The organism is Acinetobacter sp. AOR43_HL (genome assembly GCF_027854635.1).
Classification (GTDB): Bacteria; Pseudomonadota; Gammaproteobacteria; order Pseudomonadales; family Moraxellaceae; genus Acinetobacter; species Acinetobacter pittii.
In genome coordinates this window covers 171,326-196,119 of the sequence record NZ_JAKTHX010000027.1, presented here as the reverse complement: position 1 = coordinate 196,119, position 24,794 = coordinate 171,326, and the positions used below count along the sequence as shown (strand labels likewise).

Sequence of the window (24,794 nt, the reverse complement as noted above, 5' to 3'; positions counted from 1 at the left end):
TTACTCTGCTGTGCTGTTCATCAAGTTCAGCATAGCAGAGACTTTATCAAGACTTTCTTGATATTCTGCTTCTGCATTTGATGCAATCGTAATACCACCACCTGCCCATAAAGAGAGCTGATTCTGATATTGTTGAAAACTACGGATGAGAATATTCCAGCGGCCAGTTCCATCAAAATTGAAGTAACCCATTGTCCCGCAATATGCACCTCTTGCTGATTCCTCTAACTCTTCAATGATCTGCATTGCCCGAATTTTGGGAGCTCCTGTGATTGAACCTCCTGGTAAGGCAGAGAGCAGCATTTGCATAGGATTAATATCATCTTTAAGGGTCGCAACGATCTCGCTTACCATGTGATGTACCTGATTAAAACTTTCAATCTCGAATAATTTTGTTGTTTTTACAGATCCTGTATTGGCATAAATGCTCAAATCATTACGTAATAAATCGACAATCATCACATTTTCTGCTTGGTCTTTTTGAGAGTTTTTTAAGGTTTGTTTAGAAATAAAATCTTTTTCTGCATTCTCATAGCGAGGCATTGTGCCTTTAATAGGTCTAGTTTTAATTTGTTTATTTTGATTAAATTCGATGAAAAGCTCGGGAGAGCAACTTAATAATTCAAAATCATCTAATTTTAAATAACCTGCATATGGAGCATTTGTAAGTTGCCATAAGTCTTTAGCTTTATTTAATAAGGATCCTGAAAATTTAGCTTTAAACTCTTGGGTTAAATTAATTTGATAGCAGTCACCAGCTTTAATGTATTCTTGTATTTTATAGAAAGCATCGAAATATTGTTTTTTAGACCATCTTGGTTGAATAGTTTTTTTTAATTCAAATATATTTTTAGAGTTATTAGAACCAAAATTCTCTATTTTATTTTCAATATATGAGAATAGATCAATTGCATTTTCTTCATCACTAAAAAAGTACCAATCATTATCTATATATTTTAAAAAAGATCGATATTGGCCTAGGAATAGAGAAGGTTGTATATGATTTCGTCCATTAATAAATTGATGTGCACTGAAATCATAGCTGATAAAACCAATATAACCACCCATAAAACTTGTTGTTGATTTAATGTCTTTATTTAAATTGTTTTCTTTAAATTGAATGAAATTTAAGAGTTGATTTGATTTTGATCTATTTTTATATTCGTTGAAATTTTGGCGCTCAAAATCTAAATAATTTTCATTTTGAATAATAATATAATCTTGCGGAAGAAATCCGATAATTGGGTTGTTATTATCATTTAAATAAATAAGCCCAGTTAAACCATTTAATTTTTTTAAAATATCGGCAGCATTTTTACTATATAAAGAGATTTTTTTCTTTAACTGAGACATTTTTAAATAAAAGAGTGTTTAATGAGAGAGTAGTTAGTTTACTATAAGTTGTACTTCATCAGGAGAAAGTCTTTTAAATACTAAACTTTTTGCTGATAAAATGAACGAAATTTTCAACTTAGAATTTATTGTTTTTAACAAGGTTTGTGTAGAAAAACTTGAGTGTACCGTTTGTCGGGTAGTTGGCAAAAAATGCACAACACTAGTTGAACAAAAATTAACGTAGATGTAATTTAGTAATTGCTAAGCAAAACTACTCAAGGATTGGAAGTTTCGGTTGCCATATAAAGAAAAATGCAATTTGAGACAATAGAGTGGTTAAGTCAAAAAATAAATGCTCTTGGGAGAGTGCTCAATGAAAATGTTTACTAAACTTGCTTTAGTTTCTTCTTTAGCTATCAGTGCAAATGCAATGGCAATGCAGTCAATGGACGATGCTGCGCTTAGTGCTGCTACAGGTCAAGATGGTATTAATATCGGTATCGCTTTAGGTGCTGGCGGTATTTCTATCGATAAAGTATTTATTCATGATAATGATGGTTTAGACCCTGCTACAGGTATTACAGGTGCTGCGGCAACAGCTGGTGCGATTGTAGTAAGCGGAGTATCTGTTACACAGGTTGATCAAACTGCTAATTTGTTGGATCTTAAAATTGATAGTGTTGGTGCAGCTGGTAATAATGGCGCGTTTTTAAACGTTGCTGCAAACGTGGGTGCTGTTAATGTAAGTGTTGGTTCTATTGGTGTGGGTACTTCTGGTACTTTAAATACAACTACTGCTGTACGTGGTATTAATGAAACTGCTCCAACTGAAATTATCTCTGGTTTAGATTTGTCTCTAGGGGCAATTTCAGCGAATGTACAATTAGGTACTACTCCACAGGGTGCGATGATTAAAGTGAACTCTGCTTTACAGGGCGGTTTAACACTATCTAACTTTGGTATCAACGACGCTGCGGGGGGGGGATCGATTTTATTGGATAAAGTAATGGTTCGAGGCGCTGGTAATACGACTGGTGATTTAGATGTTGATGCTGAAATTTCAGTTGTACCAACAGGTTTACAAATCCAAAATAACAGTACTCAAGGTATGAACGTTTATGTACAGGGTGTACGTTTAGGTACAAATACTAAAGCAACTGATGGTACTTGGGGTACCGGTGCGGTTAAAGCAGCTTCAATTGGTGATGTTGAAATTCAAGGTTTAAATGTAGGGACTTCTACAATTACAATCTCAGGTCATTAATCTGAGTGTTTAATTAAAAAGCGCGTTTAATACGCGCTTTTTAATTTATTAATTGTCTAATTTAACTATATAAAAATATATTTTTTATTGATAAAAATAAGCTGTTAAATTAAAAAACGATTTAAATTAATCACACAAGTCTCTCTATTTTTATAAAACTAAACGTTCATCAAAAAAAAGTAAAAAAAGGCTGTTTTTTTCAAAAAAAAAAGGTATCTTCAACACACAGGGATGTAGAGCTATTGCTCTAAGAATAAAATGAATAAGGCCAGTAGGCCACCATTTAGAACAAGTGCTTATGTTAGAGATTGCTTTAGGCTCAGCATTGATATATTACTTTGCGACAGAAGCCTTCGAAATAGAAAAAAAGCCACCGGGAACTGTTTATTATACAGAGACTGCCGATTCACGTAATTTATCTTTTCGCCGTAATCATATTGAACCAGTTCAGATTAAACCAGCTGTAGAAGATCAGTTCCGAGGTATTGTTCGACAAGCTTATGACTATAGCTGTGGTTCAGCTGCTCTTACTACACTTTTAAATGGTTATGTGGGAACCAGTTTGACTGAACAACAAACAATGAGTGGTTTACTTCAGTATGGTGAATATCAACGAATTATTGAACGCCGAAGCTTCTCACTACTTGATATGAAGCGCTTTGTAACTGCTATTGGTTTAGAAAGTGGGGGGTATCGAGGGGAGTTTTCTGATTTAGTCAATCTTGGACAACCTGCAATCGTTCCAATTTCTTATGCTGGTTTTAAACATTTTGTCGTATATAAAGCTTATAAAGATGGACGAGTCTATGTTGCTGATCCTGCATTAGGCAATATCAGCTTTGATGAAAATCGTTTTAAAGAGGTTTGGGATAATAATACATTATTCGTTGTTTCTGTTCCTGAATCTCAACGTAAAGACCTATTGGCCTTAAAAGACTCAGATATGCGTCATGTGGAAGATGCAACTGTTAACCGTTATGCATTTGTGGATGTGCAATATCCAACATTCAATTATGACCGTTTAGCAAATAAAGCATCAACTATGCGTAGGGTACTGGATAAAGACCCAAATTCTGCAACCTATAATCAGCCAATTGAAACATATATGCGTCTTTACTATAAGCGTAAATAATCAAATATGAATTGAGTAAAATAAATACATTAGGTGGGAAGAAACATGAATAATCGATGGATGAAGATGAGTGTGTTGGCATTAAGTATGAGTGCTATTACGGGCACACTTTATGCAAATGACCAAGTCGCACAAACTGATGCTGAAGCTCAAAACACCACAGTTGTTTCTGACGCGAGTACAGGATCAGTAGTAACATCAACAGATTCAGTTCAAGAAGCGAGTACAACTCCAGCTACAGACGTTGTAACTACTGAACCTGCTCCTGTTGAGGCAGCAAATACTGGAGCTAATCAAGCTGCTACTGCTTTACAGAAAAAAGAAGGTGATGCGACTCAAGAAACAAATTTGCAAGAAGTATTTACTTCAAATGAGCGCCAATATTCATTGATTAAAAGAGGCGTATTTTCAGCCTATTATGATCTCGATTATACCTATTATCGCGATACTCGAATTGATTTAGCTTTGGCTGATAATTCATCTCAACTCAACCGATTGCGTATTGAAGAAGATGCGAACCATACTTTAACGAATAGTTTTACTGTTCAATACGGGATATTGGACAACTTAACATTATCTGCAACTGTTCCTTTCGTTGCAAAATCTGAAATTGTTCGAGATACAACTGCAGCGGGTTTAGGTGATATTTCTTTAGGGGCACGCTGGGAACCTTTCCCATTAAAGCAAGGCCGTTTGCCATTGGTATTATTTGGTAACCTATCAACAAAAACTGGGGATAGCCCTTACGAAATTGGTTTAGATGAGCTTTCAACAGGTAAGGGATATTACTCTGTTGGAGTGGGAGCAAGTACCCGTAAATATATCGATCCGGTTGTGTTATTTGCTTCGGCATCTGCCAATTATGGTTTTAAAGAAACAGGTTTAGATCAAGCACGTGGTAGTGGGGCTAAGGGGCCAAGGATTTTAACTTCTTTTGATCCAGGCATTAGTGGCGGTTTCTCATTCGGTTTTGCTTACTCATTTAACTATGACGTGTCATTAACCATGTCGTATCAACAAAGCTTTAACATGGATGCTGAGTTTGAATTTAATAATGGAGACGAATCATATAAATCGCCAGACCAAAGTAGTGCAATGTTGTCTTTTGCTTTAGGTGTACGTGTTTCACCTGAAACGATTGTTAATGGTACGGTGGGGATTGGTTTAACAGAAGATGCACCAGATGTTTCACTTGGTCTGTCTTTCCCGCTAGATTTTATAGGCTTTGGCAAAAAAACCAAATAAGGAGATATGCAGGTGAAATATCCTAAATTATGTCCTTTAACGGCGGCAATTGTGATCTCCGGTTTTTCTAGCTTTGCCAACGCTCAATTAGGACAAAACCTAGCTGTTGATATTCGTTCACTATCGATGGGGAATGCTGTAACTGCAGATCCGCCTGGTATTAGTGCAATTCACTTTAACCCTGCGGCTTTAGCAAAAATTGATGGGTTACAGACGGATGTGCAAGGAATTTTAGCGAACTTTGATATTCAACGTGAGTTTTCGGCACCCCCTGGTTATAACGTTTTTGGCTATTCAGATGACCCTCTTGTTTGTAATGATGGTCCAGAAGTTACAGCTAATATATGTACTGATTTTAAAGGCCCTGTGCGTGGTGATGTTGAATACGCTAGCTTATATATTCCAATTCTAAAAAAAATGGTTGATTTAGGGGAGGGTTATCCACTCGCTGCTCCTACCGCAGGGATTGCCTATAAACCACCAGGCTCAAAGCTGACTTATGCTACTGCAATTTATGCACCTTTAATTGCAGGTTTTGGCGCTGAAAATGGTAACGCAGGAAACTTTATGGGCCAGCAAGTTGCTGTTGAGCGGATTACTTATTTGTCTCCATCTTTTGGTTATCAAGTAAATGACCATTTGTCGATTGGTGCTTCTGTGGGGATGTCTTATAACGCTCTTGCTATGAAAACCGACTTACGTTTTCCCAATGATATGATTGGGGTATTGCGTATGGTTGATGATGTAGTATGCGGGCCTTTTAAAGACAATAACGATATGATTACTAATCTATTGTTATTTGGCTTATGTAATACTCAAGAAGGTATGAACCCTTTTAATAAAATGGGATCACTTCAAGTTTCAATGGAGCAATCTTTAAGCCCAAGCTATAACTTGGGACTAATGTGGGAGCCAACAGATGATTTTGGCTTTGGTATGGTTTACCAAAGTGCAGCAAAAATGCGTATGAAAGGGAAATACCTGATTAATAATGCTAGAGCTCCTCAAGAGTTAATTAAAGGCCTAAACTCATCAGCTACAGGTCAGGTGTTGGCTGCTATTCTTGGTTTACCAGGAAGTGTACCAAACTCTGAGTCTGGACTAGTTGCGATGGATCTGGAATATCCAGCACATTTCCAAGCAGGGATTAAATATAAAATATTCCCGGATTTGCAAGTTAACTTTGATGTGGGTTGGACTGATTATTCTGCATGGGATAAGTTCAAGTTTGAATTTGATAGACAAATTACCTTACTCAAAGTTGCCAAACTTTTATCAAATGATGTGACAGATGCATCATTAGCTTTGCCTCTAAAGTTTACCTCACCATGGAGCTGGGGTATTGGTTTAGAGTATTCCGCAACAGATCGTTTGAAGTTACGTGCTGGTTATGAGCCTCGTGCTAGCGCTATTCCAAATGACAAACGTAATACCATGATTCCAATTAATAATGCGCAGTTATTTGGTTTGGGTATAGGGTACCGTTTTGATGCAGATACAGATTTGGATCTTTCAGTTGGTTTCTTACGTAGCCGCGATAATATTCCAGCAGGGACTAGTACCTTATCTAATAAAACGGGAGTTGATAATATCCTGCTAAACCCTTATGCCGGTTTGGATGTTAAAACCAATACCAAAGTTACAGTACTCGGGTTAAATTATAGAACAAAATGGTAAAATTAAATTGCGAACGGATGTCTCGACCTAGATTTGCTATTGCGATTTTTTTTGTTGCAATAGCAAGTAACTCTGCTATTTATGCGGATGGTTTCTATACGATTATTGGCCCTGATGGTCGACCGATGATTGTTCCGAGTAAAAGGTTGCAACGAACCGTTACACCATCTAGGGTATTAACAAATCCAGAGATAAAGACAACTCGTCCAGAACAGCAAGTATTGCCAGAAACATCTTTAAAATCAAAAGAATTGCCTAAAGTAATTACGAAATCGTCTAATACTGCACCAACTGCACCAACTGCACCAACTGCACCAACTGCACCAACTGCACCAACTGCACCAACTGCACCAACTGTCTTGATAAAGAAACAATCTACTGTTTCAAAACAGACAAAAATAAGCAAAGAAGAATCAAAAATTATTAATCAAAAGTCTACTTTTGTGACTACTAAAGAAAAAACAGTGATAACGGATTCTGCTTCCCAACAAAAGATTGTAGAAAAAGTAGAACCGAATTCGCTTCCACCCTTGTCTAAGGATATCGTTACTTCATCAGCACCAGTAGCACCAAAAAACGATGAGACGAAGTACACTACCATTGATGGTGTGGAATACGTTAATAATGAATATTTAGAGAATCAAGAGTTTAATCTTGAAGGAAAAAAACGTTTTTATATTATGCCTGATGGTTTAGGTCGTACTGAATCTATTGAGCGTAAAAAAGGTGTTGGTCAGTCTATCCTTGATAACGTATTGCATCGATCACAAGAAGGTCAAGTCTCTTCTGTTGTATTGGCTCCTACTTATGTGAGACTTTCGCACAAAGAATTAGCAAGCACTTTTGAGAATGATTTGTGTTTTATTAATGGCTATAACAAATCAATTAAAAAGCTAAGCCAGAATAAAGAAGTTGGATTGTGGCCGAGAAAACCTCTTAAAGAAAAATTTGAATACGAAGTCGTAAAAGTAGATTCTTCTATTAAGAATATACAAGTAGCTTCCTATGCTACAACCAATGATAAGCCTGTATATTATTGGCCCCTCGCTGTTTTCTTGGATGAAAAGGGGTGTGTTATAGAAGGTGCTAGTGGTTTTAAAAGTAAGTCGTATCCTGCGACGATTTTACAACATGCATCGATTTTAGGCGTTTTACAAGTGCCGGAACGTACACACTATATTATGTTAACGCCTTTATCGTCGGCTGTGGATATGCCAGATCAGGAACTATCTAATCAGGGACAAATTAAAATTTCGGTATTACGTTAAAAATAAATAGGAATGATGATGAGTAAAAAAATTTTATTACCTTTTGCATTATCTACATTGGCAATTGTATTAAATGGTTGCGGTGGTGGTGGCTCAACAATTAATGAAGATCCTACTCAAGGTGGTGGTACGATTCCGACCACTAATTTAGATTGTAAAGCAACAGATGAAACCTGTCTGAATTTTGTATTAGACTATCCAGTGGAAGGCTTAAATTTTGATTGTAGTTTCTCTCCGAATCAGCATTACATTACATTATTAGAGGTTGATCCTGAAACGAATAAGAAACTTAATGCTGTCACTGGAGCTTGTAGTATCAGCAGCAGTAGATCAGATGAAACAATTACGCTTTATCTACAAGGTAGCAATACTCACAAGATTGCGTTAGGTACGATAAAACTTGATACATTAGGAAAATACGGAACAACACATTTAACAGTTTTGGATATGGCTACAGCATTAACTGGTCAGCCTCCTGCTTCAATGAGTAACGCTGATCCAACTATTAAAGTAGCTATGGCTTTAGTTAAGTTATTCCAAAGTATTGGTGTTGAACGTGGCGATAATGTGGTAGGTGATTTACAACCAACCCAATTTACTCAAGATAAGAAAAATCTGTTGACTAGTTTGACACAAGATATAACTGCAACAGAATGGAAGAATGGGCAATATGCAACACTTCTAAAACCTTGGTTAGATGTAAGTAAAGTGTCTGATGCACAAGCTTATGCACTCGTGGTTCAAGTCACAAACTTAGCAAATGCTGCATTATTTCAAGCAAATGAAGCGACTTATGCGGGTATTGTAGATCCTGTTAGTTCACCGTTACCGCTGGGTTTTTATGGCTGTAATCAGGCATTAGCAGATTGCTTTAATAAATCTACCACTAATTTACGTCATATGATGGCTAACATGTTCATGTTGACTGACCGTGAAGGTTATGCAATGGGTTACGGTCTGCAATGGCGTGGTGATGCTACTTTATATAAAGATAAGGATGGAAACGTGACTGGTGTTGCTCCACCAGTTTTATTGTGGACCAAAGCAAAACCAATGCAAATGCTTGTTGCTCCCCAACAAAATGGTTGGCTTAACCCAATTTCAAAAGATATTCAATCGACTCAACCCTTACGTTTAAGCGTTGATGGCAATGCAAATAATGATTTGCAAATCTATCAAGGTAAGTTTATGAACGATTATGCTGTTGCGGGAAGTGAAGGTTTTTATAAACAACTAACACGCTCGACCACAGGAAATATTCAGCATTATGGTTTATGGCGTCAAACAGTAGGCACAGAAAACTATAAGGGTTCACTTGATATTATTAAAGCCAACCCAATTAGTTATCTTGGAAAAGAAATTTTTAAAACAGCAGCTAACGTGAGTTCTGGTCAACGCTATGTCTTTCCATTATATGCGACTTTGACATTCCGATTTGATACTACTGGGATAGCTCCTATCGATTTAGGCATTGTTGTTGATGAAAAAGGAAATATTCGTACGGATATTAAACCAAATGCAACTGCAACCGATATGTCTGGTCAATGTGCAACAGTAACAGACAACAGCTTAATTGATAGTAATGGTGTGCAACAATACCGACTTGGTACTACTGGTGGAACAGAGTCATCGGATAATGATAGCTCTATTACTATTCGTATGATTTTATCGAATCCTCAGCTAGGTAATCTTAATGGGATTTTGATGGGGCTTAACTCTGTGGTGAGACAGGATACTAATCCAGATGATAATGTAAATGATTCAATTTCGGTAAATGGAGCCAAGATTAACCTATATAACTTATTAGCAGGTCAAAACAGCAGTAATAGTATTAATTTAAGTGATTATGAAAACAAGACCGCACGTTGGATTAACCTTTATGCTTTCTATCAAGCTGTTTATAATAATATTAAGGATATTAGCCCAGCACCAACAGATGCTGAAAAAGCTTTGGCTCAACGCTTGTCTGGCACGGTGTCTATTAAACTAGCCAATCAGTCTATTCCAGCTTGTAATGCAATTAAGACTAAATCTTAAAAAAATAAAATACATATAAAAAAGACCGCGAAGGCGGTCTTTTTTATTATCTAAATGATTAACCTGTATGGTCTAAACGAGTCCCCAAAGTTTCAAGATGTGTTGGAAAAACTTGTTTCTTACGATCTTCAAAATAATGTCTTAATGTATGTTCGACACTAGGAAAGGCTAGTTCTCCCCATGGAATTTCATGCTCTTCAAACAACCGACTCTCGATACTTTCTTCACCTGCACCAAAAATGCCATCTTTCAGCTGTGCTTTGAAAAGAACATAAATTTGACCAATACGAGGAATATTGTACATACAATAAAGTTGTTCTATTTCTATCTCGGCTTCTGCTTCTTCACGAGTTTCACGTGCTGCACCTTGTTCCATGGTTTCGAACAATTCCATATAACCAGCAGGTAATGTCCATAAGCCATAACGAGGTTCAATCGCACGACGACAAAGTAATACTTTGTCTTCCCATAACGCTAAGGCACCGCAGATTACTTTGGGGTTTTCATAATGAATATTTCCACAATGAGTACAAACACGGCGTACTTTATGATCACCTAAAGGAATTTTTTGTTCGGTTTTATGCCCACACGCTACACAGAAACTCATAATTATCATCGAGTATAGAGATGCCTCAGCATAACTGAATTTTTAGACTTACGCATCAACTCTATTCCCTAACTTTGATTTTCAGATATGATGCAAAGAGAGACAAAATAATAGGTGAATGGTATGGAAGAGCACTTGCTAACACAAAAGTTACAGCAAAGATTGCGCTTTTCCACCCGCATACAAGAAGCACAAGCTGCAGTACTCATTGCCATTACGAATGAGAATGATCCTAAGGTACTGCTTACACGCCGTTCAATACATATGAACAACCATGCGGGGGAAGTCTCTTTTCCTGGGGGAAAGCGTGATCCTAGTGATACCAGTAATATTGTTGTTGCATTAAGAGAAGCTCAAGAAGAGACAGCTTTAAATCCGTTTGATGTACAGTTGTTAGGTGATTTGCCGATGCAGCGAGCAAGAAGCGGTTTGTCTGTAAAACCGATCGTTGGGCTTATTCCTCCTGAGGTCACTTTAATACCTCAGCCTACCGAAATTGATCGAATTTTCTTTGTCCCGTTACAGCAACTGATCGAGACGCGTCCGACACCCTATGAAGTTCGATATGCTCATCAGTCTTTATATTTCCCAAGCTTACAGATTGATAATGAAATTATTTGGGGGTTAACTGCTCGTATGTTAGTTGCTCTGTTTAAATATGGACTAGGTTATCAAAAAGATTGGCCATTTTTACTTAACTCACCAACCTTTGGAATGCCAAAGTTTTCTCATAAAAAATAAAGATCAGGATTGATAAATTATGATGTATAGCTATCAAGGACAGCACCCAAAAGCATTACATGAGCCATGGGATGGTTGGGTTGCTCCAACTGCAACGCTAATTGGACAAGTAGAGTTAGGGCGTCAAGTCAGCATTTGGTTTGGTGCAGTAGTTCGTGCTGATAACTGTGTCGTTCGGATTGGTGATTTCTCTAATATTCAAGAAAATTCTGTCTTACATACCGATGCTGGACTTGAGTTAAATATTGGTGAATATGTCACAGTCGGTCATAAAGTCATGCTGCATGGTTGTACGATTGGTGATAATAGTTTGATTGGTATGAACGCCGTAATTTTAAATCGGGCGGTGATTGGTAAAAATTGTATTATCGGTGCTAATGCTTTAATTCCTGAAGGGAAGGTGATTCCAGATAATTCAGTGGTGATGGGTTCACCAGGCAAAATTGTCAAAACTTTAGATGACGATGGCGCTGCAAAAATACGCTTGAGTGCATTACATTATGCTGAACACTTTAAGAGCTATGCAGATTTAAAAGAGTTTCACTTTTAAAATCTTTTAATAAGTTATTTTCTATGCCAAGCACAAGCTTGGCATTTTTATTTAGAGATAGAACAACTCGCCTATCAGAGCCGAGTGGGGTATCATAACCTTCGTTTTTAATCTGATTTAATACTAAGGTTGTGCATGAAATTGCTGGCGTTGGAAACTGCAAATGAGCAGTGTTCTATTTCATTAGTCGATGAAACCCAAGAACTGTTTTTTCAACTCGATACGCGGGCGAAAGCACAAACACAGACTATTTTGCCCATGATTGAGCAGGGGCTACAACAAACAGGTCTTGAAGTTGCTGGTTTAGATGCGATTGCCTTTAGCCGTGGGCCAGGTTCTTTTAGTGGTGTTCGAATTAATGCTGCTGTTGCCCAGGCTTTAGCTTGGTCACAAGATTTACCAGTAATTCCCGTTTCTACATTGCAAGCTTTAGCACAAGCGGCATACCGACTTGAAGGTTTGGAACAAGTGACTGCCGTGCTCGATGCGCGTATGAATGAAGTTTACATTGCAAGTTATGTTTTAGATGAACAAGGAATTATGCAGTGTATTGATGAAGAAAAATTAATAGGCTATGAGCCAGCAGCAGCTTATGCAAAACATTGCTTAATTGGTTCGGGCGCCAAGCTACTTCAAGTTGATGCAGAGCATCAAACAATCACTGCAACTGCACAGGATATTGCTTCTATTGCACGTGTCTATGCTGCACAAAAGCAATGGGTGGATGCCGAGCATGCTTTGCCAGTTTATTTACGTGATGATGCGTGGAAAAAGATAGCGGATCAGGGTAAAGCAAAGTAAAGGCAGTACTCATGCATATATATTTTGAACAAGATTTTCAAGAACAAGCACAGCACTACCAAGCTGTGCTTTGTTCTAGAGGTGTGACTGTCGATTTACAGCCAATTGAAAAGCTGAATGCGCGATTTTTACGCTTCAATCCTGAAATTGCCCTTTGTGTAGATGAAAACGGATTATGGTTATCTGCTAATGGCATGAAAATGCAGCCCGACTGGAAAGCAGAAATTCCACGTTTAAAACGTGCAAGTCTTAAATCGGAAATGATTGCCCGTGCTTGTCAGTTAGGTGAAAAGCCGGTACTGGTTGATGCTACAGCGGGTTTAGGCCATGACAGCTTACTTATGGCTTATCTAGGTGCCCAAATCCAGCTCGTTGAGCGCCATCCGATTTTATTTACTTTACTTGAAGATTCGAAAGCTCAGGCGGAACGTGATCCATTCTTAAGTCAATTTATGGATCGTATTCAACTGATCTTTGCTGACTCTGGAAGCTATTTACAGCAATTACATCAAGAAGCAAAAACGGTTGATGTAGTCTATCTTGACCCGATGTTCCCACAGCGCGACCAGAATCAACAAGCAATTAAAAAACAAGCTCAAGTCAAAAAACAAATGCAGCTTTTACATCTTCTTTTACCCGAAGATGGTGAGATGGATTTGGGAGATAATTTGCTAGTTTTGGCACAGAGAGTTGCTAAACGTGTAGTCGTTAAGCGGCCACGCCATGCTATTTTCTTGGCAAATCAAGAGCCAGCTCATCAATGGCAAGGGGATGCTTGTCGTTTTGATGCGTATTTTCAGTAGGCTTATGTAAGGTTAGGTTTTATTGCTTGAATAATGCACAAATATATGTGATATAGTTCAAAAGCATGATTGCTAAAATTCTTAGCAGGCATACACTTAAGATGCCTGTCAAAAACGAAATTTTTGAAAACCTTTTATGATTGATCTTAAACCCTCCATTAACTTTTGGCATGATTTTAAAAGCAACCAAATTGCCGGAATGTGGCTGTTTTTGGGGTCAAGACGTTCTTTACAGATTGTACATCCATCTATTCTTCAGCTTATTGTTTGGGGAATTTTAGGAGGATGTACCAACTCTCTTTATAGCTGGCTTGTAGCTGGTCAAATCGGTGATTTTAATTCACAAGGTTTAATTGGTTATGCGCTTTGGCCATTCATTGCCTTAATTGTTGGTATTTTCTTATCACAGCGAACCAACCAACCTCGCTTAATGCTAGTTCCTGCTTTACTTTGGCTGGTTCTAGATACAAATATCTTATTAATTCAATGTTTAATCCAGTATTTGGGGTCTAACGGTTATCTCAACTTTATTCCCGATGCTATTTATAACGGAATTTTACCGAGTTTATTTGTAGCTTTATTCGTGTGGCAAAGTTTAGCCGTAATTTGGGTTTTCTCACGTGAGCTTAAGTGGCCATGGTGGGAACGTGCACTGGTTATGGTTGCGACCATTGCAACGATGGTGGTTTGGCAACTTTCTGTAAAAGATCAACCGATTTGGAAGGTAGAAGATACAGCTCCTACATTTGCTGAAGATGCTTTTTATGCCCAAAGTAAACTTTTAAATGATTCTTTAGAGCAAGTTCAATATGGTGAGCTCGCTAAAAGCCATTGGTATTTTTTAGGTGTTGCTGGCGATAGTTATCAAGATGTTTTTAAATCGGAAGTGGTCCGTATTAAAGAACAGTTTGATACACGTTTTGGAACGATTGGCCGTTCGATGATGTTAGTCAATAATCCAGATACCCGTACAGAGATCCCAATTGCCTCTAAAACTAGTATCGAGCTAGCCCTACGCCGCATGGGGCAGCAAATGAACCGTGATAGTGATGTCCTATTTCTATATATGACTTCACACGGTGAACAAAATCACTTCGAAATTGAAAATGCACCATTAGATTTAGGGCAAGTAGACCCGAAATGGTTACGTGAAACACTTGATAAATCCGGTATTCGCTGGCGTGTGATTGTTATCTCAGCCTGTTATTCAGGAAGCTTTATTCCTGCTTTACAGTCTCCTGATACTTTAATTATTACCGCATCGGCCGCTGATAAAACTTCTTTTGGATGTAATAACGAAGCTGATTATACCTATTTCGGTCGGGCTTTCTTTGATTTAGCTATGCGAGAGCAATCGTCGATGAAAGACTCATTTAACACAGCTAAGCAAACAGTAACCAAATGGGAAGTGGCTCAAGGTGTTGAACCTTCCGAGCCTCAGTGGATGATTGGTAAAAATATGGAACTCATGCTACCTCAATTGGAAAAGTATCTATTTCCTCAGCAAAATACGGGTAGTGTAGATATCGCTCAAACAAAAACAGAGGCTAAAAACGATGCAACTCCTGCAAAAAAACCGCTGCTTTGAGGGCGAGCAGCGTATATACCAATTTGAATCTTCTTATTTAAAAGGACCAGCGAAGTTTGGTGTTTATTTACCACCAGCAGCTTTAGAAGGTAAAGCATGCTCAACTTTGTTTTACTTAGCTGGGTTAACGTGTACTGAAGAAACCTTTGCCATTAAAGCACATGCGCAACATATGGCAGCACAACTCAGCTTAATATTGATTACGCCAGATACTTCTCCTCGTGGAGAACAGGTTGCGGCAGGGGATCATTGGGATATAGGTCAAGGCGCAGGCTTTTATATTAATGCCACAGAAGCACCTTGGTCTGAGCATTATCAAATGGAAAGCTATTTAATAGATGAGCTATATCCACTCATTTTAAAAAGCTTTCCTGTAAACGATCAACAAGTTGGTATCTTTGGGCACTCAATGGGTGGCCACGGCGCATTGACTTTGGCTTTTAAATATCCTGAGAAATTTAAGTCGGTATCTGCTTTTGCTCCGATCTGTGCGCCAACTGAATGTGCATGGGGAAACAAAGCGTTTAGTCATTATTTAGGTGCAGACCGCGCTAGCTGGTTAGCTCATGATGCTACAGCTTTAGTCTCAAAGAATGGTGCAATATTTAGCGAAATTTTGGTGGATCAGGGATTGGATGACCAATTTTATGAACAACTTCACCCTGAAAAATTTAAGCAAGCATGTTTAAAAGCAGGACAGCCTTTAACTTTAAGACAACATGCTGGCTATGACCATGGTTATTATTTCATTCAAACCTTTATGGATGAGCACTTACAGTTTCATGCAATCCAGTTAGAAAAAGTATTTGGCTAATTAGTTTAGTGTTGCCATTCAACTTGAAATTCTTGTTGAGCCATACGGTTTAGATGATCAAGAACAACTTTTTCTAAGTGGTTGTGGTCATCTAACTGACTATCAATAGCAACGTTTAACTGCTCTGTTTCTGGTGCAAGCGTGATCGTTGCTGTAGGCATTAAGATTTTAAAATCCTGTTCAGTTTCTTGTACTTCAAATTTGTGTTTCCAATGATTAACTAAACGTTTTGCAATGCGTTTTCCATCGTTTGTTAATAGATGAGTTGTGCTTTTCATTATCAATCCTCACATTGGTTTAATGTACCTTAACAAATTCGTTTCGCCATTAGCATTCTATTGTTGCAACGTTACGTTTCAAGTTTGAAATGTTGTCATTTAAGCAAGGAAGGGCGGGCTAAGTAGGTTCTTTTTTGTTATAATTTTTAGCCTCTCCTTAAACTTCTAGCCAGGTCATCCACCTATGTCCAAGCCTTATTTGATTGCTCCTTCTATTTTATCTGCCGATTTTGCTCGTTTAGGCGAAGATGTAGACAAGGTGTTAGCCGCAGGTGCAGATGTAGTGCATTTTGACGTTATGGATAATCACTATGTTCCAAATTTAACTTTTGGTGCAGGTGTATGTAAGGCTTTAAAAAACTATGGGATTACAGCTCCTGTTGATGTGCATCTAATGGTATCTCCAGTTGATCGAATTATTGGAGACTTTTTGGAAGCAGGCGCAGATATTATTACTTTCCATCCAGAAGCATCGCACCACATCGATCGTTCATTACAGTTAATTAAGTCAGGCGGTGCTAAAGCAGGTTTAGTTTTCAACCCAGCAACGCCGTTGCACTATTTAGATTACGTGCTTGATAAAGTTGACCAAATTTTATTAATGAGTGTAAACCCTGGTTTTGGTGGACAAAAGTTCATTCCAATGACTTTAGAAAAATTACGTGAAGCTCGTAAAATTATTGATGCAAGTGGCCGTGATATCCGTTTAGAAGTTGATGGTGGTGTTGGCCCTGCAAATATTCGTGAAATTGCAGAAGCTGGTGCAGATATGTTTGTTGCGGGTTCCGCAATTTTTGGTCAACCCGATTATAAAGTTGTGATTGACCAAATGCGTGCAGAGCTTGCGAAAGTAGGCAGTGTTGATGCTTAAAAAGATAGAGTTAATCTAAAATAAACTTGTGGATAACTTTGTTTATAACTGTATGGATAACTGTGTTGATAACCGTATGGATAAGATGTTGGTAAAATAAACAAAATTAGATCAACCGTTTATTCTATAGACAAAAACGATGAAAAAAGAACGTTTTGGCGTTCTTTTTTTATGCGTGTTGAATAATTTATTAGCTGGTTTTTTATTAAGCTTTGCTAAAAAATAACCTGTGCAAAAAACGATGTAGCTCTGTGTAAAACTTTTTGTGCATAGATACGTATAAAACTGTAAAAGTGTCATGAAAAATAAAGCTAAATTTGGTTTAATAAGTTTTTAGTAAGAGACCTCGATAATTAATGACAGTAAAAATTTTAGCGGTAGATATGGATGGGACTTTTCTTAATTCCAAAAAGCAGTACAACAAAGCACGTTTTTTAAAACAATACGAACAACTAAAACAAAATAATATTCATTTTGTGGTAGCCAGTGGTAATCAACTTGCAAAGCTTATTACCTATTTTCCAGAAATTAGTCATGAAATTGCTTTTATTGCAGAAAATGGCGCGCATGTTGTAGATGCAGGGCAAGAATTAGCTTTTGCTCATTTAAGTCAGCAACAATATATTGAGATTCTAAAAGCGATTGATCCTTCATATACCTCAACCATGGTGATCTGCGGGAAACAGAGTGCTTATGTGCATAGCAGCATGAACGCAGAGGACTATGCCAAGGTTGCCCGATATTTTGAAAAACTGACAGTTGTAGATGACTTTTATGCACTAGATGACTTAGTGTGCAAAATTACTTTTACCGCTCAGGAAAACGAAAGCTTTGCGATTTTTGAGCATTTTCAGAAGCAAAGTTTTGTAGCAGATAAAGTTTTGGTACCTGTTTCAAGTGGTTTTAATTTTATCGATTTGATTCTTCCCGACCAGCATAAAGCACACGGTTTGAACTTATTACTACAAAAATGGCAGGTTGAACCTAATCAAGTGGTTGCGATTGGTGATAACAACAATGATATGCAGATGATTAAAGCTGTGGGTTATGGGTTTGCAGTTGAAAATGCAGTAGAAGCATTAAAAGCGGTGGCGCCTTATACCACTGTAAGTAATGAACAAGAAGGTGCATTAGAGGTGATTGATTTAGTCCTTCAGCATCAACCCCCATTTGCTTAATTGCCCTATAACAAGCAGTTAAGATAGAAAATTGTATCTCTTTTAAAACTTCGTTATGCTAATGGCATTAAGATCACTCATCGGCTCTAGGTGATAAATCACAATGGCTCTACAACACTTACGCAAGTATGCTTGGTTTGTGTTCCTAATGGCTTTCGTCATTGGGTGGAGTGGTGTGTCTATTGCACAGACGCCTATGCAACATGATCTTCATACTATGCCGTGTCATAGTGAAAAATCTTCGCATAACAATATGCATACTCAAGCAAATGATCAGACCGTATGTCATCAAAAGATGACTCAGTCTCTTCATTCGCATGGTGAGCATTGTCAGGACTGTAACCCAGTCCATTGCCAAATGGTGAATTTGGCTCTGCAGCAAGCTGTACCTGACGTTCAATCCCCATTTATTCCTATTTCATATCAATTTAGCAGTATTTATCAGGCTCAACATTTAGCCGGATACTGGCAAGAGATTTTACGTCCTCCTAAAGCTTGATCCTTATTTACTTATTTTTTAATTAAAAAGGATCACAGCAATGTCTCATAAAACAATTAGCAGCTTAGTCGCTGTATTTGGACTATTGGTTTCACCATGGTCACTCGCAGCAATTAAGGAATATCACCTTAATATTAATGAACAACAGGTCAATGTTACGGGTCAACCGTTAAAACGAATTACCGTAAATGGAAAATTTACAGCACCACTCCTTGAGTTTGAGGAGGGGGATGACGCTGTTATTCATGTTCATAATCAGTTAAAAAATCAGGATACATCTTTGCACTGGCATGGGTTATTACTGCCAGGGTTAATGGATGGCGTACCGGGTTTCAATGGTTTTAAAGGAATCGCTCCAAATGGAGATTTTGTTTACCGCTTTAAGGTGAAACAAAACGGTACATATTGGTATCACGCCCATAGCAAAGGCCAAGAGCAAGATGGTTTATATGGGCCACTCGTGATTTACCCAAAAGGCCAAATGCCCGTAGCTGCTCATGAAAAAACTGACCGTGATTACGTAGTGATGCTTTCAGATTTTCATAATTCTTCTAGCGATAGCATTATGAAGAATTTGAAGAAATCTGCTGAGTATTATCAAAACCGCCGTGAAACGGTATCTGATGTCTTGACGCAAGTTAAAACGCAAGGTTTAAAAGCAACTTGGCAAGATCGTTCGATGTGGAATCAGATGCGGATGTTAAAAACCGATATGTCTGATGTGACGGGCTATACGTTCTTGGTCAACGGCAAGACACCTCAGCAAAACTGGACAGGTAACTTTAAGACTGGCGATAAGGTTCGATTACGATTTATTAATGCATCGGCCATGTCATTTTTTGATGTCAGAATTCCAAATTTGAAAATGACTGTTGTGAGTGCAGATGGACAGCCAGTTAAGCCTGTTGCAATTGACGAGTTTCGTATTGGTACAGCTGAAACCTACGATGTCATTGTAGAGCCTAAACAAGCAAATTATCAGATTGAAGCCGAGTCTATTGACCGTAGTGGTTTTGCTATCGGTACTTTGCATAATGAAAGTGTACAGGCTGTAGGCCCAGTTCAAATGCCAGAACCACGTCCACGCGCTTTGTTAACCATGGAAGATATGGGCATGAGTCATGGGGATGGAAATAGTGAACATGCTGGCCATCAAATGAATATGCAACATGACATGTCGACCATGCCTAAAATGAAACAAGAGGCGAGCCATGCTAATCATGATTCTCCAATAATGAAAATGGATCATGACATGAAAAATATGTCATCTGACGGGCATGACCATTCTATGATGCAAATGAAGCATGACATGTCAGCGATGCCTGAAATGAAGCATGATATGCAGGCAATGTCAGCTAGCGAGCATGACCACGCTATGATGAATATGAATCATGAGATGCCGATTCAAGCTGACAATAAGACTAAAAAGGATGAGCCAGTTTATGGCTGGGCAAATGCTTCAACACCAGCGGGTATGAAGGCACTGCAATATAGCGATTTGCAATCTTTAACACCTCAACCAGATACTCGTGCACCGGAACGTGAGTTAGTCATTCGTTTAGGTGGCAACATGGAACGTTATATCTGGACCATTAATGGCAAGAAATTTAGTGATACGACACCATTACAAGTTAAGTATGGTGAACGCATCCGCTTGAAGTTTGTGAATGACAGCATGATGGCTCACCCAATGCATTTACATGGCATGTTTATGCAATTAGAAAATGGCCAACAAGCTGAAAACTTACCAAATAAACATACCCTTATTGTTCCACCTGGAAAGACGGTTACTGCGTTATTGACAGCCGATGCCTTAGGAGAATGGGCGATTCATTGCCATCTGCTCTATCACATGAGTGCCGGAATGATGAATAAGTTGATTGTTGCTCAAGTAAATGATGGAGAACAACCTGCTCAAGCTCAACCACCAGTTCAATCTAAAAATGAGAAAGGAGCTAGTCATGCGCATCACTAAGTTATTTTCTCAAATGTTATGTTGCAGTGCTTTCTCGAGTATATCTATATTTACTTTTGCTCAAGAACCTTTAACACATGATCATTTACGCGAACACGGTGGTCAGATCTATCAAGCAACTACGATTGATACGGGATGGACTCAAAACGAAGAGGGAGAAGGTAGTTTTTCTTCTGAATTAGAAACTTGGGTGGGAACGGATGAAAATAAATTGTTCATTAAAGCCCACGTTGAAAAAGCAGAGTCAGAAGATGCTAATTACGGCGGTTCAGTACTTTATAGCCGAAATGTAGCTGACTATTGGGATATACAGGCCGGTGTAAACTACGAACGTTTGCAAAGAGAAGATGAAAAGCAAGATCGCTGGGCCGGTGTAGTGGGTTTGCATGGCATGGCACCTTACTTTTTTGAAACCGATGCATATCTTTATGCAGGTGAAGATCAGCTATGGAAGTTAAGTTTAGAAACGGAAAGGGACTTGCTCTTTACCCAAAAGTTAATTGGTAAACCTTATTTAAAAGCAGATGTCGTTTTGCAAGATGAATCTCGCTATGCAAGTAAAACAGGTTTATCAAGTTTACAAGCTGGTTTTCAAACCCGTTATGAAATCAACAAAAAGGTCATGCCATTTGTTGATGTCGGTTATGGCTATGAAAAAGGTTTAAAACAAACTGCTTGGCAAACTGGAACCGACTCCGAACATGGTTGGTATTATGGAGCTGGGTTAACACTAAAATTCTAATTGCCGAACAAAAAGTAAGCTTAAACATATGCCATTGGTTTATACTAATGGCATTGTTTTTTGTGTCAGTTATGGTGCAAAGATGGCTTTAGAAAAACAAGAGAATCAAATACATTTAAGTAAAAATAGCTCTAACTGCGGATGCTCAAGCATGTCGTCTCAGGAGTGTTTCACGCCTAGTGAACCTGTGGCTAAAAAGAGTCAATGGGTAAGTTATTACCATATTCCTCGCATGGACTGTGCAGCCGAAGAGCAAATGGTGCGGATGGCTTTAGCCTCTTACACTGATGATATTCAAGAGCTTCATTTTGATTTGCCTGCACGCCATTTAGCGATTTATCACAGTCTTCAAGCTGAAATGATTACTCAAAGTTTACAGCGTTTAGGATTAGGAGCCGAGTTACAACAAACGCAGCCACATTATGAACCTGTTGAAAAACCAAAAAAGGTTCGAGCTAGTTCTTCAACGAATGCAGCACAAAAACAAGTTTTACAATGGTTGTTACTGATTAATGGGGTCATGTTTGTCATTGAGTTGATGGCAGGCATTATTGCTTCATCGACAGGATTAATCGCTGATTCGCTTGATATGTTTGCCGATTCTGCAATTTATGGCATTGCTTTATTTGTGGTGGGTAAAAATCTAAATGCCCAATTAAAAGCCGCGCATCTTTCGGGGTGGTTGCAGTTTGGCTTAGCCATGATTGTGTTAATTGATGTGTTGCGCCGTTTTATTTATGGCAGTGAACCTGTTTCAATTCTCATGATTTTAATTGGTGGATTGGCGCTTGCGGCCAACATTAGTTGTCTTTACTTAATGAGTGACCATAAAGAGAGCGGGGCACATATGAAGGCGAGTTATATCTTTTCTGCAAATGATGTCATCGTTAACTTGGGTGTCATTGTCGCGGGAATATTAATTGCCATGACAGGCTCTCGTTATCCTGATTTGATTATTGGATTAATTATTGTTTTGTTTGTTTTAAATGGTGCACGAAAAATTTTAAAGTTAAAAAACGAATAATATTTTCTAAAACAGGCAAGCTTTAGATAGGGGTTTGCCTTCATTTTTTATTTTAAAGTAAACTGAGTCCTCACATAAAGGAGGAACGACCTCCCCCATAATGGGTAATCATGTCGGGACGACCTGACACTATAAAAATTAGTGAATGTTATGGCTTGGGCTATTTTAATTTTAGCAGGTGTATTTGAAATCATTTGGGCATATTCTATGAAAATGTCTGAAGGTTTTACACGTTTAACCCCTAGTGTTATTACCGTAGTTTTTATGATTTTGAGCGTAATTCTGCTTTCAATGTCAATGAAAACTTTACCGCTTGGTACTGCTTATACGGTTTGGACAGGAATTGGCGCAATCGGGTCATTTCTAGTCGGTATTTTCTTTCTTCATGAGCCTGTTGGCGCTATAAGAATGATTGCCGCTGTATTAATTGTGTCAGGTTTGGTTTTAATGAAAATTTCATCGCCGTCTTAAGAGAATAAAACTATGTTGCTGTCTTATAAGTATATCAATTCGCCTGTTGGGCAATTAAAGCTAGTTGCGAATGAAAATGCTTTAGTGGCAATACTCTGGGACAATGAAAATCCAAAACGTGTTCGACTGGCTGAGCTGGTCGAACAACTTGAGCATCCAGTTTTATTAAAGACCGAACAACAATTACAAGAATATTTTGAAGGCAAACGCCGTGAATTTACATTGCCACTAGATTTCGAAGGGACTGTATTTCAAAAACAAGTATGGTCTGCCTTACTGACTATCCCTTATGGGGAAACAAGAAGTTATAAAGATATTGCACTCCAAATTGGCAATGAAAAAGCGGTGAGAGCAGTGGGCGCGGCAAACGGTAAAAACCCAATTTCGATTATTGCACCTTGTCACCGAGTCATTGGTGCTGGTGGAGCTTTAGTTGGTTTTGCTGGTGGGCTTGATAAGAAAGATATTTTATTAAAACTAGAGCAACAATGAGCCGTTTTTGCGCTCGATTTTTTTAGTCTTTTCTACTAAGCTGTCCACTATGATATTTCATAAGGTCGGTGCTTCACTGCATTGCTTTTTTGAAATATTGATCTTATTTATAACAAACTTTGGATGTTCTAAAAATGGCTGTCGGTGACGTAACAATGCCACAAATGTATGTGGTAAAAGGTGTAAAAATTGGCTCAACAGAAGCATATGTACGTTACCAAAACCGACGAGATTTAGTCATTTTTGAGTTTGCAGAAGGCTCAAATGTTGCTGGTGTATTTACTCAAAATGCATTTTGTGCAGCACCTGTTCATGTCTCTAAAGCTCATCTTGCCGAAGGTAATCCGCGCTATTTAGTGATTAACACAGGTAATGCCAATGCGGGTACTGGACCTACAGGCTTGAAAAACGCTCAAGATACTTGCGCGAAGTTAGCGGAGCTTGCAGGAGTTAATAGCTCTGAAGTACTTCCATTTTCTACAGGTGTGATTGGTGAGCAGCTTCCAATGGAGCGTTTACTTGCTGGTCTTCAGCCTGCATTAAATAGCGTACAAGATGCTGCTTGGAATGATGCTGCAACTGGCATTATGACAACAGATACTGTGCCTAAAGGCGCATCTGAACAATTTGAACTTGATGGAATTACTTATACCATGACAGGTATTAGTAAAGGCGCTGGAATGATCCGCCCGAACATGGCAACCATGTTAAGTTTCGTGGCAACAGATGCACCTATTAGCCGTGATTTAGTACAAAAGCTATTAAAGACAACAGTTGAGCATTCATTTAACCGTATTACGATTGATGGCGATACTTCGACCAATGACTCTTGTATTTTTGTAGCAACAGGTCAGGCGGGTGGCGCTGAAATCACATCGGACAGCGATGCACGCTACACTAAAGTTTTAGAAGTACTTGCTCGTGTAATGAATCGTTTAGCACAGTTAATTGTCCGTGATGGTGAAGGTGCGACGAAATTTATTACTGTTGCTGTAGAAGGCGGCGCAAATACTCAAGAATGTTGTGACATTGCATATAGCATTGCGCATTCACCACTTGTCAAAACTGCACTTTTTGCATCGGACCCGAACTGGGGACGTATTTTAGCTGCGATTGGATATGCAGGCGTTAAAGACTTAGACGTGTCTAAAATTCAAGTGTGGTTAGACGATGTACAAATCTGTAAAGACGGTGGCGCAGCTGAGGACTATACCGAAGAAGCGGGTGCGCGCGTTATGGCACAAACCGAAATTACCATTCGTGTTGATTTAGGACGTGGTCAGGCCAAAGACACGGTATATACGTGTGACTTATCTTACGACTATGTCAAAATTAATGCTGATTACCGTTCTTAAATATCAGTTATAATCAAGCCTCGACAAAGAGGCTTTTTTATTAGCCC

The 24,794-nt window shown here is 38.4% G+C and carries 24 protein-coding genes; 21 read left to right on the top strand and 3 right to left on the bottom strand.

Going from position 1 to position 24,794, the window contains the following annotated elements:
• Positions 1-1,353: an anthranilate synthase component I family protein gene (locus MKL33_RS11165; protein ID WP_270906962.1), complete on the bottom strand. Its 1,353-nt coding sequence runs from the start codon at positions 1,351-1,353 to the stop codon at positions 1-3.
• Positions 1,354-1,708: 355 nt separating this feature from the next.
• On the opposite strand from MKL33_RS11165, the gene filA reads away from it, so the two are divergent.
• From filA to filF, 6 genes are all read left to right on the top strand, one after another.
• Positions 1,709-2,599: a putative pilus system protein FilA gene (gene filA / locus MKL33_RS11160; RefSeq protein WP_032036889.1), complete on the top strand. Its 891-nt coding sequence runs from the start codon at positions 1,709-1,711 to the stop codon at positions 2,597-2,599.
• Positions 2,600-2,897: 298 nt separating this feature from the next.
• Positions 2,898-3,731 (top strand): putative pilus system C39 family peptidase FilB, encoded by an 834-nt coding sequence (filB, locus tag MKL33_RS11155; protein ID WP_032004351.1) that lies wholly within the window; start codon positions 2,898-2,900, stop codon positions 3,729-3,731.
• A gap of 45 nt (positions 3,732-3,776) precedes the next feature.
• Positions 3,777-4,976 carry a putative pilus system protein FilC gene (gene filC / locus MKL33_RS11150; RefSeq protein ID WP_069036005.1) on the top strand — a complete coding sequence of 400 codons (1,200 nt, stop codon included), beginning with the start codon at positions 3,777-3,779 and terminating at the stop codon, positions 4,974-4,976.
• Between the two features lie 12 nt (positions 4,977-4,988).
• Positions 4,989-6,653: a putative pilus system OmpP1/FadL family transporter FilD gene (filD, locus tag MKL33_RS11145; RefSeq protein WP_069036010.1), complete on the top strand. Its 1,665-nt coding sequence runs from the start codon at positions 4,989-4,991 to the stop codon at positions 6,651-6,653.
• 17 nt (positions 6,654-6,670) lie between these two features.
• Entirely contained in the window at positions 6,671-7,921 is a 1,251-nt protein-coding gene (gene filE / locus MKL33_RS11140; protein WP_262467984.1) for a putative pilus assembly protein FilE, read from the top strand.
• 12 nt (positions 7,922-7,933) lie between these two features.
• On the top strand, positions 7,934-9,958 hold the full coding sequence (filF, locus tag MKL33_RS11135; protein WP_130119694.1) for a putative pilus system protein FilF: 2,025 nt from the start codon (positions 7,934-7,936) through the stop codon (positions 9,956-9,958).
• 58 nt (positions 9,959-10,016) lie between these two features.
• On the opposite strand, the gene MKL33_RS11130 is transcribed toward filF, so the two are convergent.
• A complete protein-coding gene (locus MKL33_RS11130) occupies positions 10,017-10,565 on the bottom strand; it encodes an NUDIX hydrolase (protein ID WP_002115876.1) in 549 nt (182 codons plus the stop codon).
• A gap of 114 nt (positions 10,566-10,679) precedes the next feature.
• Here MKL33_RS11130 and MKL33_RS11125 point away from each other — a divergent pair, with 114 nt between their 5' ends.
• The 6 genes from MKL33_RS11125 (at position 10,680) to fghA (ending at position 15,862) form a co-directional block, all read left to right on the top strand.
• The gene (locus tag MKL33_RS11125; RefSeq protein ID WP_014208431.1) at positions 10,680-11,306 is read left to right on the top strand and encodes a CoA pyrophosphatase; all 627 of its coding nucleotides are present in this window, start codon (positions 10,680-10,682) and stop codon (positions 11,304-11,306) included.
• A 22-nt stretch (positions 11,307-11,328) separates the two neighbouring features.
• On the top strand, positions 11,329-11,856 hold the full coding sequence (locus MKL33_RS11120; protein ID WP_081313748.1) for a gamma carbonic anhydrase family protein: 528 nt from the start codon (positions 11,329-11,331) through the stop codon (positions 11,854-11,856).
• Between the two features lie 135 nt (positions 11,857-11,991).
• Positions 11,992-12,657, top strand: a complete 666-nt coding sequence (tsaB, locus tag MKL33_RS11115; RefSeq protein ID WP_270906961.1) for a tRNA (adenosine(37)-N6)-threonylcarbamoyltransferase complex dimerization subunit type 1 TsaB — start codon at positions 11,992-11,994, stop codon at positions 12,655-12,657.
• Positions 12,658-12,668: 11 nt separating this feature from the next.
• Positions 12,669-13,460, top strand: a complete 792-nt coding sequence (locus MKL33_RS11110; protein ID WP_069036000.1) for a class I SAM-dependent methyltransferase — start codon at positions 12,669-12,671, stop codon at positions 13,458-13,460.
• A 136-nt stretch (positions 13,461-13,596) separates the two neighbouring features.
• Complete coding sequence (locus tag MKL33_RS11105; protein WP_032004344.1) at positions 13,597-15,048, top strand: C13 family peptidase; 1,452 nt, start codon at positions 13,597-13,599, stop codon at positions 15,046-15,048.
• Complete coding sequence (fghA, locus tag MKL33_RS11100; protein ID WP_069035999.1) at positions 15,017-15,862, top strand: S-formylglutathione hydrolase; 846 nt, start codon at positions 15,017-15,019, stop codon at positions 15,860-15,862. The genes MKL33_RS11105 and fghA overlap by 32 nt, the downstream gene beginning before the upstream one ends.
• A 5-nt stretch (positions 15,863-15,867) precedes the next feature.
• Here the strand turns inward: fghA and MKL33_RS11095 are convergent, their stop codons facing one another.
• Positions 15,868-16,140, bottom strand: a complete 273-nt coding sequence (locus MKL33_RS11095; protein WP_000843456.1) for a DUF2218 domain-containing protein — start codon at positions 16,138-16,140, stop codon at positions 15,868-15,870.
• Positions 16,141-16,324: 184 nt separating this feature from the next.
• On the opposite strand from MKL33_RS11095, the gene rpe reads away from it, so the two are divergent.
• The 9 genes from rpe to argJ all read left to right on the top strand — a co-directional run bounded on the left by rpe (position 16,325) and on the right by argJ (position 24,747).
• On the top strand, positions 16,325-17,011 hold the full coding sequence (gene rpe, locus MKL33_RS11090; protein ID WP_000043044.1) for a ribulose-phosphate 3-epimerase: 687 nt from the start codon (positions 16,325-16,327) through the stop codon (positions 17,009-17,011).
• 356 nt (positions 17,012-17,367) lie between these two features.
• Positions 17,368-18,189, top strand: a complete 822-nt coding sequence (locus MKL33_RS11085) for a Cof-type HAD-IIB family hydrolase (RefSeq protein ID WP_005803356.1) — start codon at positions 17,368-17,370, stop codon at positions 18,187-18,189.
• 103 nt (positions 18,190-18,292) lie between these two features.
• Positions 18,293-18,688, top strand: coding sequence for a hypothetical protein (locus MKL33_RS11080; RefSeq protein ID WP_270906960.1), 396 nt, complete (start codon positions 18,293-18,295; stop codon positions 18,686-18,688).
• Positions 18,689-18,728: 40 nt separating this feature from the next.
• Positions 18,729-20,663 (top strand): copper resistance system multicopper oxidase, encoded by a 1,935-nt coding sequence (locus tag MKL33_RS11075; RefSeq protein WP_270906959.1) that lies wholly within the window; start codon positions 18,729-18,731, stop codon positions 20,661-20,663.
• Positions 20,650-21,405, top strand: a complete 756-nt coding sequence (locus MKL33_RS11070) for a copper resistance protein B (RefSeq protein ID WP_270906958.1) — start codon at positions 20,650-20,652, stop codon at positions 21,403-21,405. The genes MKL33_RS11075 and MKL33_RS11070 overlap by 14 nt, the downstream gene beginning before the upstream one ends.
• Before the next feature lie 28 nt (positions 21,406-21,433).
• Positions 21,434-22,429, top strand: coding sequence for a cation transporter (locus MKL33_RS11065; RefSeq protein WP_270906957.1), 996 nt, complete (start codon positions 21,434-21,436; stop codon positions 22,427-22,429).
• Positions 22,430-22,579: 150 nt separating this feature from the next.
• Positions 22,580-22,900, top strand: a complete 321-nt coding sequence (locus MKL33_RS11060) for a DMT family transporter (protein ID WP_270906956.1) — start codon at positions 22,580-22,582, stop codon at positions 22,898-22,900.
• Between the two features lie 12 nt (positions 22,901-22,912).
• Positions 22,913-23,392: a methylated-DNA--[protein]-cysteine S-methyltransferase gene (locus tag MKL33_RS11055; protein WP_270906955.1), complete on the top strand. Its 480-nt coding sequence runs from the start codon at positions 22,913-22,915 to the stop codon at positions 23,390-23,392.
• Between the two features lie 134 nt (positions 23,393-23,526).
• On the top strand, positions 23,527-24,747 hold the full coding sequence (gene argJ, locus MKL33_RS11050; protein WP_068930814.1) for a bifunctional glutamate N-acetyltransferase/amino-acid acetyltransferase ArgJ: 1,221 nt from the start codon (positions 23,527-23,529) through the stop codon (positions 24,745-24,747).
• The last annotated feature ends 47 nt before the right edge of the window (positions 24,748-24,794 follow it).

Bases quoted from the DNA above. Each gene is read 5' to 3' on its own strand.
- tsaB (WP_270906961.1), top strand. From the start codon at position 11,992: ATGAAATTGCTGGCGTTGGAAACTGCAAATGAGCAGTGTTCTATTTCA.
- MKL33_RS11130 (WP_002115876.1), bottom strand. From the start codon at position 10,565: ATGAGTTTCTGTGTAGCGTGTGGGCATAAAACCGAACAAAAAATTCCT.
- MKL33_RS11065 (WP_270906957.1), top strand. From the start codon at position 21,434: ATGCCATTGGTTTATACTAATGGCATTGTTTTTTGTGTCAGTTATGGT.
- filC (WP_069036005.1), top strand. From the start codon at position 3,777: ATGAATAATCGATGGATGAAGATGAGTGTGTTGGCATTAAGTATGAGT.
- MKL33_RS11055 (WP_270906955.1), top strand. From the start codon at position 22,913: ATGTTGCTGTCTTATAAGTATATCAATTCGCCTGTTGGGCAATTAAAG.
- MKL33_RS11095 (WP_000843456.1), bottom strand. From the start codon at position 16,140: ATGAAAAGCACAACTCATCTATTAACAAACGATGGAAAACGCATTGCA.
- argJ (WP_068930814.1), top strand. From the start codon at position 23,527: ATGGCTGTCGGTGACGTAACAATGCCACAAATGTATGTGGTAAAAGGT.
- filE (WP_262467984.1), top strand. From the start codon at position 6,671: ATGTCTCGACCTAGATTTGCTATTGCGATTTTTTTTGTTGCAATAGCA.
- filA (WP_032036889.1), top strand. From the start codon at position 1,709: ATGAAAATGTTTACTAAACTTGCTTTAGTTTCTTCTTTAGCTATCAGT.
- MKL33_RS11075 (WP_270906959.1), top strand. From the start codon at position 18,729: ATGTCTCATAAAACAATTAGCAGCTTAGTCGCTGTATTTGGACTATTG.
- filF (WP_130119694.1), top strand. From the start codon at position 7,934: ATGATGATGAGTAAAAAAATTTTATTACCTTTTGCATTATCTACATTG.
- filB (WP_032004351.1), top strand. From the start codon at position 2,898: ATGTTAGAGATTGCTTTAGGCTCAGCATTGATATATTACTTTGCGACA.
- MKL33_RS11060 (WP_270906956.1), top strand. From the start codon at position 22,580: ATGGCTTGGGCTATTTTAATTTTAGCAGGTGTATTTGAAATCATTTGG.
- rpe (WP_000043044.1), top strand. From the start codon at position 16,325: ATGTCCAAGCCTTATTTGATTGCTCCTTCTATTTTATCTGCCGATTTT.
- MKL33_RS11120 (WP_081313748.1), top strand. From the start codon at position 11,329: ATGTATAGCTATCAAGGACAGCACCCAAAAGCATTACATGAGCCATGG.
- MKL33_RS11110 (WP_069036000.1), top strand. From the start codon at position 12,669: ATGCATATATATTTTGAACAAGATTTTCAAGAACAAGCACAGCACTAC.
- MKL33_RS11080 (WP_270906960.1), top strand. From the start codon at position 18,293: ATGGCTCTACAACACTTACGCAAGTATGCTTGGTTTGTGTTCCTAATG.
- MKL33_RS11070 (WP_270906958.1), top strand. From the start codon at position 20,650: ATGCGCATCACTAAGTTATTTTCTCAAATGTTATGTTGCAGTGCTTTC.
- MKL33_RS11085 (WP_005803356.1), top strand. From the start codon at position 17,368: ATGACAGTAAAAATTTTAGCGGTAGATATGGATGGGACTTTTCTTAAT.
- MKL33_RS11105 (WP_032004344.1), top strand. From the start codon at position 13,597: ATGATTGATCTTAAACCCTCCATTAACTTTTGGCATGATTTTAAAAGC.
- MKL33_RS11165 (WP_270906962.1), bottom strand. From the start codon at position 1,353: ATGTCTCAGTTAAAGAAAAAAATCTCTTTATATAGTAAAAATGCTGCC.
- fghA (WP_069035999.1), top strand. From the start codon at position 15,017: ATGCAACTCCTGCAAAAAAACCGCTGCTTTGAGGGCGAGCAGCGTATA.